The following is a 12,781-nucleotide window of genomic DNA, read 5'->3' on the forward strand; positions in this document are numbered from 1 at the left end:
AAAAATTAATCGGCAATGTTTGCGGTCGTTACGGTTTGCTGATCGCTGTGTAGTTATTGAAATAGCCATACCAAGTCCGGTAGTCGGCAATGCTGACGCAGCCGGTTGCGTCATAATCCGCTTCCCGGTTAAAACCAGCCTTGCCGCTGCATTTGCCAACTTGAGCCTTGATCAAATTGGCATCGGTACCATCGACATCGCCGTCGTTATCCAAATCACCCGGTACGAACAACTTGATCAACAGCGGATCGTGATCCGATGAGCGATAAGCGTCGGCCGCGTAGAAGCTGCTTAATTGATTGGCTGTTTTGAACTCGGTGTTGTAATCCAGAGAGCGTGGTTCGTCGGCGTTGATATGCCATTCGCCGGCACTTTTAACTTGCGGCGCGAGTGCGGCATTCGCTAGGCCATGATCCAGATAACCGGCCGCACCATCGAATACGTAACTGTAAGCGGCCTGATTGCCGACGAAAGTTTCCAGCAGGTTCTGGTAACCGGCGTTTTTCAAGGCACTGATCGGGTCTTCCTGGGCGTAGCTGTTCAGGTCGCCGATGATCAGAGCATTGTTGGCGCCGTTGTGAGTAGGATCGCCAGCCAGCCAAGTTGCCAAGGCTTGCGCAGCATTGGTGCGGGTTTGGTTGCAATTGCCTTGGCCGTCGCCGGTGTCGGGATCATTCACATCGTCGCAAGCCGAACCTTTGGATTTAAGATGATTGACGGCCACGGTCAGCAACTTGTTGGAAGCCTTATCCAAGAAAGTTTGGGCCAGGGCAGGGCGGTTTTTGGTGTCGATAAATAAGGGGTTTACCGAAGAATCCAATATTGCCACCGCGCCGACCGGCGTAGTTTTAGCCGGTTTGTAGATGATGCCCACGGCGATCTCGTCGGTGCCGACTTTGCTCAAGCCCGGATTGATATAGGCATAAGTGCCGGCGCCGGCCAGTTGATTCAAACCATTCACCAGATCGGCGATGGCGCTGCTGCTGCCGTAGCCGTCGTTTTCGATTTCCATCAAGCCCACCACATCCGCGTTTAAGGCGTGGATGGCCGGAATGATTTTGCCGCGCTGACGGTTGAATTCGGCCAGCGTATTAGCACCGCGCGAAGTGGGGAAGCCGCCGCCGACACCGTTGCCATTGAAGTAATTCAACACGTTAAAGCTGGCGACTTTTAACGAGCCCAATGTCGATAAGATCGGCGCAGCGCCGCGCGTGTTGTCGGCGATGAAAGTCAATGGCTGAGTCGGTTGCAGGCGGTAGACGCCAAAGTCGTAAGCCAATATACCGGTAGCACCTACCACGGAGTCGCCGCTACGTAAAGGCGTGGCCGCGCTTAAGCCGGTCGGCTGTGGGTAAATCACCGGATCGGGATTTTGGACGTTGGAGCCATCGTCTACGGTCAAGTGATTCAAGCCATTTTGCGCGGCAACATCGATAGCCGCTTGGCCGGGCATGGCGACTTGGGTGGGTGTCAATAAACGGCCTCCGGAGGAAAGTAAAAACTCGCCGAATCGGCCCAGATTGAAGTTTTCGCTGACCGTCAGGGTTTGCGGCAGACGGATCAACATGCCTTCCCAGCGTTCAGCGTTATTGTCGGCGTTGTCGAAGGGTAAATTTACTTCAACCGCGGTCGGTAAGGCGTTGCCGGTGGCGCAAATGTCCACTGAGCTGACGCTTTCCAGGCGGGTCATATTGAAGGTTTCGGTGACGGTGCCGACGATGTGGACTTTATCGCCGACATTGACCGGCAAGCTGGAGGCGACGAACAAGCCTTCGGACGTCGCCGGATTGGCGTCGGCACCATCGATTTGCTGCACGAAAAAGCCGTTCAAATTACCGCTGCCTTGGAAGTCGGCGCTGACCACGGCTTCAACGTGTTGCACGCTGCCGCTCAACGGACTGACGCCGCTGCTGCCTTGGATGGCGCTGATTAGGGTTGCCGCTTGGCCGCATTGGGAAACCGGTGGCGGCGGTGGGGTGACGCCGCCGAAGTTTTGGCCGCTGTTGACCGCGCCAAATGAATTTGTGGCTGGGGCGTTCCAGGTAAAGTTTTCGTAGCTGTTGCCGGTGCCTTTCAGTTGTAAGGATTGGCCTACGGGAGTTGAGTTAGTTTCCGCTACGCCAATATCCACGCTGGTCATGCCGTTAGCCGGGCCACCCACCGCTGTAAACGGTGAGGACTCGTAACTTAAAAACTGCACCACCGTGCTGCTGTTGACCAAGGCAATGCCGTCCGGCCCACCGTTTTGAATGCCATCAGCCGGATAGCTGAAGCTCAGCGTGCCGAAGCCGGTGCCGGTTTGGTCGGCAATCACGCCGCTTAAGGCTTTGCTGTTATAGCTGGCGCCACCGTTACCGTTGTAGAGTACCAACGACCAGCCGCTGAGGTTGGTGCCGGCCGGGCCAGCAATTTCGATCGCCTCGCCGCTATCGGTGCCGGCATTGTCATAGTGAATTTCGTTGATAAACACCGGCGTGGCAGCCTGGGCGTTGCCGAAGCAGCTGAGGGCGCTCACTGCGGCCAGCAGCGGGTAGCTGCGGATGTGCTTTGCGATCATGGTCGGATGGTCTCTGTGCTTAAAAATCAGTAAGCAGGCTTGGATGAGCCTGAGCTGACTCGCAGAGAGACGCACTCATCGGCTTAAGGGGGAAAGACGACGAGCGCGTCATTGGGTGACTTCCCAAAATTCTGCAAGCCCGCTCACATTTTCCGGGATTACGCTTGGAGGAGGGTTAAGAAACCGTGACGGTTTGGCGAAGTTTTTGTGACATGTAATACAAAGCTAAGTAGGCCGGTTCCGGCAAGGTTTGGAGTTAGCCAGGATGCGGCAATTCTCCATCGTGCTGCTGCGTCAATTGCGGCGCTTCCTGGGCCAGCCAGCGGATTAACTCCAGTCTGCCGTCTTGATGTTCGACAATGGCCGTGCAGCTTTCCACGAAATCGCCGGTATTGACGTATAAGAAGCCTTCTATTTCCTTGATTTCGGCATGATGAATGTGCCCGCAAATCACGCCGTCCAGGCCTTCGTTTTTCAGGGTGCGGACAATGCTTTCCTCGTAATCGGAGATAAATTGCACCACATTCTTGACTTTGAATTTCACAAACGCCGCCAAGGAGAAATGCGATTGCCTGCCGAATAGGCGTCTGAACAAGCGCAGGAAGCGGTTGATTTCGATCAGCCAGTCGTAACCCAGGCTGCCGATTTTTGCCAGCCATTGGTGATGTTTGGCGATGGTGTCGTATTCGTCGCCGTGGACGATCAGGAAGCGTTTGCCGTTTACCGTGGTGTGAATATCCGAGTTTTTCACGACGATGTCGCCGAACACGTAATCGTCGTAATCGCGGACGTTTTCGTCGTGGTTGCCGGGGACGTAGATAATTTGCGTGCCGTGTCGGGCTTTGCGCAGGATTTTTTGAATGATGGTGTTGTGATCACGCGGCCAGTACATTTTTTTGGACAAGGCCCAAAAGTCGATGATGTCGCCGACCAGATAGAGTTTTTCGCTGTCGTTATGTTTTAAAAAATCCAGCAGGGCATCGGCCTGGCATTGGGTCGAGCCAATGTGTAGGTCGGAAATCCAGATGGTGCGATAGAAAGAGGTATTCATAAGCAAACGCCAAATATTGGTATCGGACGAGGGCTATTTTTGTCTGCATTTATGACAGCAGCATGACAGAGCCGGCTTGTCGCTTCTTTGCCGAGTAATGCGGGCAACGGATTATTTTTGGCTTTTTGTACAGACTCTAGATTGTCGGCTCTATAAATATATTGATTAAAAACAATAACTAGCGCGCCGAGTTTTGCGTGTCTATCGGGTTGTGTCACATTCCTGTAATCTGCTTGTTCTAAGGTTTGCTTATTACCGAGACCCTGGCCAAACAAGCAAGAGAACTGCCGATGACGAAGCAAACAGACACTCCCAATAATGTGCATACCTTGCATGCGTATGACACCGATTTAGGGCATATGCATAGTTTGATGCTGGATATGACAGACCTTTTGGTTTACCAACTGGAACAGGCGATGCAGGCGCTGGACTACGGCGATGCCGAACTGGCGCAAAAAGTCGTATCACGGCATAAGAAGGTCAAGCACTTCGAAAGCAAGATTGACGGCGAGGTATTGAACATCATTGCCCGGCATAGTCCGGTGGCAAACGATCTGCGCTATGTGTTATCGACGTCGAAAATCGCCGTAGAGCTGGAAAAAATCGGTGTTGAGATTGTCGAGTTCGCCAAACTGATTACGGTGTTGTTCGACCCTAACACCAGCGACCCCAATCAAAAGCTGTTGGCTGACATCGTGAAAATCGGCGGTTTAATCAAGCTGATTTTGGACAAGTTGATGGTGGTTTTCGAAAGCCGGGATACCAAGCAGGCATACGCCTTGTTGGAATGCGACAGGGATTGCGAGTCGGAATTGCAGGAGGGTATCAAGCACCAATTGACTTTGGTATTGCACGACGCCCGAATGATTCGCAGAGCCTTGGATGTGATGCAAATGATGAAAGCCATGGAGCGTTGCGGCGAGCATTGCCGGAACATTGCCGAGCACGCCATTTTTATGTTGGACGGTATCGATGTGCGGCATGGTGGGCTGGCAACTCAGGCTAGTCTTGCTGGTTAAGCATTTGCGCGCGGCTGCCTCTTCGGTGTTTGCCGTCATTTAAAAACAAAGAAGCCGGCATTGCCGGCTTTTTAATGTGGGTAAATGCTAAATCGTTATTTGTGGATTTCCAAATGCAAGGCCCGGTATTCTTCGGTCAATTTATGGGTTGGCGCATAGTGAATCAAAGGCTGGGCGTCGCTATGCGATTCGCGAACTTTCACCGAGGTGGAGATTTTGGTTTCCAGCACCGGCAAGCCCTCGGCGATCAGGTCTTCCACTAACTGCCGCGGCAGGTTGGCCTGCTTTTGATATTGGTTGACGATGACGCCTTCCACTTCCAGTCTGTCGTTATGATCGGCTTTGACTTCGGCGATGGCGCGCATCAGTGTGTACAGGGCTTCACGAGCGAAGGTGTCGCAGTCGAACGGAATCAGGCATTTTTCGGCGGCGATTAAAGCTGATAGGCTATAAAAATTCAAAATCGGCGGGGTGTCGATATAGATTTGCTCGAAGCCTTCCAGTTTTTCCAACGCCTCTTTTAATTTGTAGATTTTATGCCGCGATTCCAACCGGCTTTGCAAACCTTCCAAATCGCTATGGGATGGCAACACGAAAAGGTTGGGGAAGGGGGTTTCATGAATCAGACCGTCCAAACCTTCCTTGCCGCCGCCGAATAAGCCCAGTCCTAGGCTGTCTTTGAAAAAATGGGCGATGGTCTTGTCGGAGTCGGCGACTTTATTGCCGAGTAAATATTGGGTTGAGTTGCCTTGCACATCGAGATCGATCACCAGGGTTTTTTTACCCTCTACGGCGCTGATGGCTGCTAGGTTACAGGTAATGGTAGATTTACCCACGCCGCCTTTCTGATTGAAGATCACCCTGCGCATAATCGCCCTCGATTGCTAAAAAATAAAAGCCCGCATTATAAGGTTAAAGCCTGCAATATCAAACGCGCGAGAAACTGCCGCCCTTGCATTCCGGGCAGGCCGGTATAACGCTGGTGGATTTGAAGGCGATTTGTTTGCCGCAGGCATCGCAGACAAAAGTGCCGGGGCCGGCTACTTCACCGCTTTTATACGGATGATAGAGCTTGGCTTCCATCTCCAACGCGGCCAGCTTGACCTTAGTTTTGTCGGCAATGTCCATGAAAGCGTCCAAAGCAAAGTTCTCGATCAAATCGATGTCAAACTTCAACCATTCGGACAGCGAATTGCTTTCGTCTTGTTGCGACGGCGCGGTGGCGACGTGTTCTACATCGCGCATCACATAATCGGCGATTTTATTGATTTCTTCTTGCGTGTGGCCGCCCAGCGCGCTGGTTTTTTCCTTGGCTATTTCCAATGCGTCGGCGACGGTGTGTAAGGTATCGTCCAGGGCTTCGTAAAGATGGCCCATCAGATCGTCATACGCTTTGATCAGTTTGTTTTCGCCCATGGCTGCTCCTTGTGTTGTTTTAATTTTCACGCTTTAGCTTTAAGCGTCTCTAAGGTATTCTAGCGCCTTTTTACAGCAAAAGACGAATAGGATGGAAGAGCATTACAAGCCGTCGGAAATAGAGCAAAAAGTACAGGCCGACTGGGAAAAATCCGGGGTGTTTACCGCTTCTGAAGACACCGGCAAAGAAAAATACTATTGCCTGTCGATGTTTCCTTATCCCAGCGGCAAGCTGCACATGGGCCACGTCCGCAACTACACTATTGGCGACGTGATCAGCCGTTTTCAAAGGATGCAAGGCAAACACGTGCTGCAACCGATGGGCTGGGACGCGTTCGGTTTGCCAGCGGAAAACGCGGCGATGCAAAACAAAGTGCATCCGGCCGACTGGACCTATTCGAATATCGATTACATGCGCGATCAGCTGAAACGGCTGGGTTTTGGTTACGATTGGAGCCGTGAGCTGGCGACCTGCGATCCGAGCTATTACCGTTGGGAGCAATGGTTCTTTTTGCGCTTGCTGGAAAAAGGTCTGGTTTATAAAAAAACCGCGCCGGTCAACTGGTGTCCGCACGACCAAACCGTACTGGCGAACGAACAGGTGATCGACGGCTGCTGCTGGCGCTGCGACACCCAAGTCGAGAAAAAGGAAATTTCCCAGTGGTTTTTGAAAATTACGGCTTATGCCGACGAATTGCTGACCTCGCTGGATAAACTGCCGGGGTGGCCCGAGCAGGTCAGAACCATGCAGGCCAACTGGATCGGCCGTTCTGAAGGCGTGGAGATGGATTTTGCGGTTGATGGGTTCGATGCACCGATTCGTATTTACACCACTCGTCCCGATACTGTGATGGGTGTGACTTATGTCGCTGTCGCTGCCGAACACCCGTTGGCCTTGAAAGCCGCGGAAACCAATGCCGACATCGCCGCCTTCATCGAATCCTGCAAGCTGATGGAAACCTCCGAAGCGGCGATGGAAACCATGGAAAAACGCGGCATCGCTTCCGGTTACCAGGCTATTCATCCATTGACCGGCGCATCCGTGCCGGTATGGATTGCCAACTTTGTGCTGATGAGTTACGGCACCGGCGCGGTTATGTCAGTGCCGGCGCACGATCAGCGCGATTACGAGTTTGCCAAGCGCTACGGCATCGCGATCAAGGAAGTGATTGCCGCAGCCGATGGTGCGGACGACAGTGTCAGCGAAAAAGCGTTTACCGAAAAAGGTGTGTTGAAAAATTCCGGAGAATTCGACGGCTTGAGTTTCAAGCAAGCCTTCGACGCCATCGCCGCCAAACTGGCCGGCATCAATAAAGGCGAACGCAAAACCAACTTTAGATTGCGCGATTGGGGCGTATCTCGTCAGCGTTATTGGGGCGCGCCGATTCCCGTGATTTATTGCGACGACTGTGGCACAGTGCCGGTGCCCGACGAGCAATTGCCGGTGACCTTGCCGCGCGACGTCGTGCTGGACGGTTCACAATCACCCTTGGCCGCGCATCCTACTTTTTCGCATACCGATTGCCCGAAATGCGGCAAGCCGGCGCGGCGCGAAACCGATACATTCGATACCTTCATGGAATCGTCCTGGTATTTCGCGCGTTATGCCAGCAAAGACTGCGAAAGTGCAATGCTGGACCAGCGCGCCAATTACTGGTTGCCGGTCGATCATTACATTGGCGGTATCGAACATGCGATTTTGCATTTGCTGTATGCGCGTTTTTTCACCAAATTGTTGCGCGATGAAGGTTTGGTTGTGTGCGATGAGCCGTTCAAGAACTTGTTGACGCAAGGCATGGTGATCGCCGAAACCTTCTATCAAATTGACGATCACGGCCACAAACGCTATTTCAATCTGACCCAAATCGATGTCGAACGCGATGGCAAAGGCAAAATAATTGGCGCCAAATTGCTGGAAGATGGTTCGCCGGTCACCGTCGGCGCCGTGGAGAAAATGTCGAAGTCGAAAAACAATGGTGTTGATCCGCAGGTCTTGATTGATAAATACGGTGCGGATACGGTGCGTTTGTACACCATGTTTACTTCGCCGCCGGACCAATCGCTGGAATGGAACGATGCCGGTGTGGAAGGCGCGTTCCGCTTTCTGAAACGTTTGTGGCGGCAAGTCTATCTGCACGTCGAAGCCGGTTTGCCGAATCAGTCATTGGATAAGGCAGCATTGAGCGACGATCAAAAAGTGTTGCGCCGCCAGTTGCATCAGGCTTTGCAAAAAGTCAGCGACGATATGGCGCGTCGCCACACCTTTAACACCGCGATTGCCGCCAACATGGAGTTGGTTAACGCGTTGAATAAATTTGATGACGATAGTGCCAATGGCAGGGCAACCCGTCAGGAAGTGCTGGAAGCCATCGTCTTGATGCTGGCCCCCATTATTCCGCATGCGGCGCAAGAGCTTTGGAACGAGTTGGGACACAACGATGACATCGTGGTTGCCGCTTGGCCGGTGCTTGATGAATCGGCGTTACAGCAGGATGCTATCGAAATGGTGGTGCAGGTCAATGGCAAGTTGCGCGGGAAATTATCGGTAGCGGCGACGGCTTCCAAAGAGCAAGTCGAAGCGTTGGCTTTGGCTGACGAGAACGTGCAGCGTTATCTCGAGGGTAAGCCGGTGAAAAATCTGATTGTAGTGCCGCAAAAACTGGTGAATATCGTTGTTTAAACGCTGGATTTTCGAGAAGCAGATGATTAATCACTTGAGCCGGATGGTCTTGTTTGGAACTTTGGCGCTGCTGCTTGGCTGCGGATATCATCTGCGCGGTTCGATAGAGATGCCGGAAGTGCTGAAAAACATGTATGTGTTTGGTGCTTCCACGCCGCTTCAGGGTGAGCTGCAGTCCATCATGAAGGCATCGAAAGGCAAAATAGTGGGTTCTCCCAATGATGCCGGCGTGGTGGTCAAGGTGCTTAGGGAAGACATGCGTAACCGGGTACTGACCATCGGTTCAACCGGTAAATCCAGTGAGTCCGAGCTGGAATATTATCTGCGCTTTCAATTTTTCGACAGCAAGGAAAATGCGCTGATGGACGAGCAAGTGATCGAAATTTCCCGGGAGTTTTTCAACGACCAAACGGCGGTGCTGGCGAAAGGCAACGAAGAACAATTGATTCGCAACGAAATCTATAAACAAGTGGCGCGAATGATATTGGCCAGAGCCAGGATAGCCGTCGATACGCAGAAAAAATAAGTATGCGTTTAAAGCTTGACCAGTTGACTGCTGCCTTGCAGAAAGAGCTGGCACCGGTTTATCTGGTGAGCGGTGACGAGCCTCTACAACTTGGCGAAGCGGCGGACGACATTCGGCGCGCGGCTCGTACTGCAGGTTATCTCACCCGCGAAGTGATTGCCATCGATACCGGTAACGAGTGGCCGCAATTGACGCTCGAAGCCGAATCCCTTTCTATCTTTTCCGACAAAAAACTCATCGATTTGCGCTTGCCTTCCGGCAAGCCTGGGTTAGAAGGCGGCAAAGCCCTAAGCGCGTATTGTCAGCGTCCGCCCGAAGATACCGTTTTGCTGATCACCGCCGGCAAACTGGATAGCGCGGCGCAGAAGTCGCAATGGTTTCAGGCCTTGGATAAAATTGCGACCATCGTGCAGGTCTGGCCTTTACAAGGGCCGGAGTTGTTGCACTGGTTGCAGCGCCGCGCGGAACGTAAGGGCATGCATCTTGACGCGGAGGCGTTGAAAAGCCTGGCCGTGCGAGTCGAAGGCAACTTGCTGGCCGCGGCTCAGGAGCTTGAAAAACTATATATCTTGCACGGGGCTAACCGTATCAACAAAGCCATGGTTGAGGGCGATGTGGCTGACAGCGCCAGGTTTGACGTGTTTAAGTTGATGGATGCTTTGTTGTCGGGCAAGGTGAATCGATCCGTTAAAATTCTTGCCGGGCTCAAATCGGAAGGCGTCGCAGCGCCGGTGGTGTTGTGGGCTATCAGCCGCGAAGCCCGAACCCTGGTTAGTATCAAAACTGAATTGAAACGCGGCAGTAACCCAGACGTTCTCTACAAAAAATATCAGATATGGGATAAGCGAAAGCAGTTGGTGCATGAGGCCTTGCAGCGGTTGAAGAGCAAGGAACTACAGGGTATTTTGCAAGCCAGCGCCAACGTGGATTGCCAAATCAAAGGCCAGATTAACGGCGACGAATGGGAGGGTTTGTTTAGGATTTGTTTGTTGTTTTCGAAGGGCTCAGGTATCCGCGCAGTGGAATATTAAAGCTACTGTCCAAAAGAAATTTGAGCGGTAGCTTTAAGATGGAATTGAATGCCTTAACCAGTGATTTTTTTACGTTTGCCGGTACTGAGTAAACCAAGCAAGCCGCTACCAAATAACCATACGGCGGTTGGTACGGGTACCGCTGTCAGTTGCATGTAACCGTCGGATACAAATTTTTGACCGTCTGCATGTCCCTGAACGCTGTTAAAGTTAACACTTTGCAGTCCTTTAGTGGTAATGGAAAAGAATGCGTCTGCACCGCCGATTGTATTTGGACTATACACAGCCTGGTCGGAACCCGATGCAGCACCAGCAAAATTCAGGGTTAGTTCTTGGCCTCCAGTACCTTTGAACAAACTGCCGTTTCCGGAGTTTATACTCCCCCAAAGAATTCGTTGTGAGTTAACGTCAGAAAAACCGGTGTCGTTGATGAAGCTGTGATCAGGAGTAGTGTCAAAATACAGTGCTACGTCGCCTGTCATGTTATCCACAGACTGGGTATTACCGTCGATGCTGTTGGAATAGTTACCAAAAAAATGAGCTACCGCAGTCAATTCATACGTTGATCCAAGGCTACCGTTTGAGACGGCGACGAAGCCTAGGTCGTGTGACCTCACATAGGATTGATACCAACCCTCTACCGTTCCAGATGTGGCACTATTGGGTGTGAATTTTATCATGGCGGCGCCAGGGGCAAAATCGTAGCTGTCAAACGGTCCAATTGCGGGCCCTTCATCACCGGCAGCTCCTGGTGCTAACTTATAATCTGCAGTACCAACCCATTGTGTACTCGCGATCGCAGCAGGGGCGGCAATAACCAGTCCTGCCGTTAAAATTGCATTTCGCTTGAGATGCTTGCTTAAAGTTTTACTGCTCATTGCTGTACCTCATAAAAGTTAGATTGTATTCCCCCAAAATGCGGTTATAGCTGATTTTGTGAACCAACACAAATTACAGTTCTATTACTGAAACTCCCCGAATGGGCTTTCAGTTTAGACGCAATGGAAAGCGCAAATCATCTGAGCCGGGGCTCACTACAAAATCGTGTGCAATGTTCAATAAAAACAGCGTCCTGCTTGTACAAGATTTTTCTGGAAAATGCCCGCTAGAAGTCGTGGGAAGCTTGATAAAAGCCGGTTGTTCTAAAAAGCAAATGATCGACGATACACTGAATCGTCGGAATCTTTACGCCGGGTGTTCTGGGGCAATTAATGATTTCCCAAGGTGTCGATGGCAACGATTGTTGGTATTGTTGTTAAATGGGCCCGAAATGACGAAGCCAGGAAATTTGGCGGCGTTACTAAACACAAACACAAACACAACTGCAGCCATTTTGTTTGAAAGACTATCCGTTAATCGTCTTAGAATCCGTCACAATAGCCCGGATCATTTTTATCATGCAAAGTAAACCTCTTATCCCACAGGAAGCCCTCGATGCCTGCTTGGTACGCAGATAATTCCCAATCGATAGGCAGGACGCCTTTAGTACGGATCAATCATATTAGCCAAGGATTGAACGCGACCTTGTTGGTGAAAATTGAAGGCCGTAATCCTTCTTATTCGGTGAAATGCCGGGTCGGTGCGGCGATGGTCTGGGCGGCGGAGCGTCAAGGCCTGTTGACGCCGGGCAAGACTTTATTGGAAGCCACCAGCGGTAATTCCGGTATTGCATTGGCTGCGGTGGCGGCTGCGCGTGGCATTCCGATCACATTGACGATGCCGGACAACATGAGCCAGGAGCGCCGCACGTTGTTGTTGGCGTATGGCGCGAACCTGCGGTTGACCGATGGCGCGCTCGGCATGCGCGCGGCGGTGGAGCAGGCCGAGGCTATTGCCGCAGCCGACCCTGAGCATTATCTATTGCTGGAACAGTTTAAAAACCCGGCCAATCCGGCGATACACGAACAAACCACCGGCCCGGAAATTTGGCGCGATAGCGGCGGTCAGGTCGATATATTCGTAGCCGGCGTCGGCACCGGCGGCACGATTACCGGTGTGTCGCGTTATCTGAAAAAGCATTGCGGCAGGCCGGTGCTCAGTGTCGCGGTCGAGCCGGCCGGCAGTCCGGTCTTAAGCCAGACTCGCGCGGGCTTACCCGTGCAAATTGGGATACACGGCATTCAAGGCATAGGTGCCGGCTTTGTACCGCAGAATTTGGATTTGTCGTTGATTGATTTGATCGAGCCGGTGGAAGACGCCGAAGCCATTGCCTATACACGACGGCTTGCCAAGGAAGAAGGGATTATGGCCGGGATTTCCAGTGGCGCGGCGCTTGCGGTTGCGGTGCGGCTAGCCAAGCGTCCGGAACATGCCGGCAAAGTCATTATCGCGATGCTGCCGGATTCCGGTGAGCGCTATTTGAGCTCGTCTTTGTTTGGTGAATAACCCCCGCTGTCAATGTGAACAAGCCACGTGCTATAAGTGGCTGGGCCGGCCAACTTAAATCGGGCGTTAAAGCTAGTAAATCTGGTTTGGTGTTGCGGTTTCTGCTTCAATAGCCC

Annotated in this window: 10 protein-coding genes; 5 read left to right on the forward strand and 5 right to left on the reverse strand. The window is 52.1% G+C overall.

Going from position 1 to position 12,781, the window contains the following annotated elements; translation table 11 throughout:
* Positions 1-28: 28 nt before the first annotated feature.
* Both JWZ98_RS06195 and JWZ98_RS06200 read right to left on the reverse strand, forming a co-directional pair.
* Positions 29-2,557 (reverse strand): ExeM/NucH family extracellular endonuclease, encoded by a 2,529-nt coding sequence (locus JWZ98_RS06195; protein ID WP_205453664.1) that lies wholly within the window; start codon positions 2,555-2,557, stop codon positions 29-31.
* Between the two features lie 256 nt (positions 2,558-2,813).
* Positions 2,814-3,608 carry a UDP-2,3-diacylglucosamine diphosphatase gene (locus JWZ98_RS06200; protein WP_033157894.1) on the reverse strand — a complete coding sequence of 265 codons (795 nt, stop codon included), beginning with the start codon at positions 3,606-3,608 and terminating at the stop codon, positions 2,814-2,816.
* Between the two features lie 290 nt (positions 3,609-3,898).
* On the opposite strand from JWZ98_RS06200, the gene phoU reads away from it, so the two are divergent.
* Complete coding sequence (gene phoU, locus JWZ98_RS06205; RefSeq protein WP_171694553.1) at positions 3,899-4,627, forward strand: phosphate signaling complex protein PhoU; 729 nt, start codon at positions 3,899-3,901, stop codon at positions 4,625-4,627.
* Between the two features lie 95 nt (positions 4,628-4,722).
* Here phoU and JWZ98_RS06210 read toward each other — a convergent pair whose 3' ends face one another.
* Complete coding sequence (locus JWZ98_RS06210) at positions 4,723-5,496, reverse strand: ParA family protein (RefSeq protein WP_033157892.1); 774 nt, start codon at positions 5,494-5,496, stop codon at positions 4,723-4,725.
* 58 nt (positions 5,497-5,554) lie between these two features.
* Positions 5,555-6,043 carry a zinc ribbon-containing protein gene (locus tag JWZ98_RS06215; protein WP_205453665.1) on the reverse strand — a complete coding sequence of 163 codons (489 nt, stop codon included), beginning with the start codon at positions 6,041-6,043 and terminating at the stop codon, positions 5,555-5,557.
* Between the two features lie 91 nt (positions 6,044-6,134).
* On the opposite strand from JWZ98_RS06215, the gene leuS reads away from it, so the two are divergent.
* The 3 genes from leuS to holA are packed head-to-tail and all read left to right on the forward strand — an operon-like array spanning position 6,135 to position 10,280.
* On the forward strand, positions 6,135-8,723 hold the full coding sequence (gene leuS / locus JWZ98_RS06220; protein WP_205453666.1) for a leucine--tRNA ligase: 2,589 nt from the start codon (positions 6,135-6,137) through the stop codon (positions 8,721-8,723).
* Between the two features lie 22 nt (positions 8,724-8,745).
* Positions 8,746-9,249, forward strand: a complete 504-nt coding sequence (gene lptE / locus JWZ98_RS06225) for an LPS assembly lipoprotein LptE (protein ID WP_240348239.1) — start codon at positions 8,746-8,748, stop codon at positions 9,247-9,249.
* A gap of 2 nt (positions 9,250-9,251) precedes the next feature.
* A complete protein-coding gene (gene holA, locus JWZ98_RS06230; protein WP_205453668.1) occupies positions 9,252-10,280 on the forward strand; it encodes a DNA polymerase III subunit delta in 1,029 nt (342 codons plus the stop codon).
* Between the two features lie 53 nt (positions 10,281-10,333).
* Here holA and pepA read toward each other — a convergent pair whose 3' ends face one another.
* Complete coding sequence (pepA, locus tag JWZ98_RS06235; RefSeq protein WP_205453669.1) at positions 10,334-11,158, reverse strand: flocculation-associated PEP-CTERM protein PepA; 825 nt, start codon at positions 11,156-11,158, stop codon at positions 10,334-10,336.
* A 556-nt stretch (positions 11,159-11,714) separates the two neighbouring features.
* On the opposite strand from pepA, the gene cysK reads away from it, so the two are divergent.
* Complete coding sequence (gene cysK, locus JWZ98_RS06240) at positions 11,715-12,665, forward strand: cysteine synthase A (protein WP_205453670.1); 951 nt, start codon at positions 11,715-11,717, stop codon at positions 12,663-12,665.
* The last annotated feature ends 116 nt before the right edge of the window (positions 12,666-12,781 follow it).

Origin of the sequence: Methylomonas sp. EFPC1, from assembly GCF_016925515.1 — a bacterium.
GTDB lineage: Bacteria > Pseudomonadota > Gammaproteobacteria > Methylococcales > Methylomonadaceae > Methylomonas > Methylomonas defluvii.

Bases quoted from the DNA above. Each gene is read 5' to 3' on its own strand.
- JWZ98_RS06195 (WP_205453664.1), bottom strand. From the start codon at position 2,557: ATGATCGCAAAGCACATCCGCAGCTACCCGCTGCTGGCCGCAGTGAGC.
- holA (WP_205453668.1), top strand. From the start codon at position 9,252: ATGCGTTTAAAGCTTGACCAGTTGACTGCTGCCTTGCAGAAAGAGCTG.
- pepA (WP_205453669.1), bottom strand. From the start codon at position 11,158: ATGAGCAGTAAAACTTTAAGCAAGCATCTCAAGCGAAATGCAATTTTA.
- JWZ98_RS06210 (WP_033157892.1), bottom strand. From the start codon at position 5,496: ATGCGCAGGGTGATCTTCAATCAGAAAGGCGGCGTGGGTAAATCTACC.
- JWZ98_RS06215 (WP_205453665.1), bottom strand. From the start codon at position 6,043: ATGGGCGAAAACAAACTGATCAAAGCGTATGACGATCTGATGGGCCAT.
- lptE (WP_240348239.1), top strand. From the start codon at position 8,746: ATGATTAATCACTTGAGCCGGATGGTCTTGTTTGGAACTTTGGCGCTG.
- JWZ98_RS06200 (WP_033157894.1), bottom strand. From the start codon at position 3,608: ATGAATACCTCTTTCTATCGCACCATCTGGATTTCCGACCTACACATT.
- cysK (WP_205453670.1), top strand. From the start codon at position 11,715: ATGCCTGCTTGGTACGCAGATAATTCCCAATCGATAGGCAGGACGCCT.
- leuS (WP_205453666.1), top strand. From the start codon at position 6,135: ATGGAAGAGCATTACAAGCCGTCGGAAATAGAGCAAAAAGTACAGGCC.
- phoU (WP_171694553.1), top strand. From the start codon at position 3,899: ATGACGAAGCAAACAGACACTCCCAATAATGTGCATACCTTGCATGCG.